Origin of the sequence: Stenotrophomonas sp. GbtcB23 (genome assembly GCF_019091045.1) — a bacterium.
Lineage (GTDB): Bacteria > Pseudomonadota > Gammaproteobacteria > Xanthomonadales > Xanthomonadaceae > Stenotrophomonas > Stenotrophomonas rhizophila_A.
Window position 1 is genome coordinate 1 of sequence record NZ_JAGXKC010000661.1, and the last position, 238, is coordinate 238.

A 238-nucleotide genomic window follows, 5' to 3' on the forward strand; every position below is an offset into this window, starting at 1 on the left:
CCCAGCAGGCGGTCGGCGCCTACCAGCCAGGCGAGGGGCTGGCGCGGGCCCAGCCCGGCACGCAGCTCGCGCGGCGTGTCGACGGTGTAGGAAGGGGCCGCCGGCTGGCGCTGGGCGCGTTCCAGCTCGCGCCGGTCCAGCAGCAGTCCCGGCTCATCGCCGAGCGCCAGCGCCAGCATCTCCGCCCGCTGGGCGGCATTGGCACCGGGGGCCTGCCGGTGCGGCGGATCGGCCGCCG

The 238-nt window shown here is 79.0% G+C and carries 1 pseudogene; it reads right to left on the minus strand.

Going from position 1 to position 238, the window contains the following annotated elements:
- Nucleotides 1-238 (minus strand): annotated as a pseudogene (locus KVS69_RS20480) (nicotinic acid mononucleotide adenylyltransferase); the annotation flags it as partial.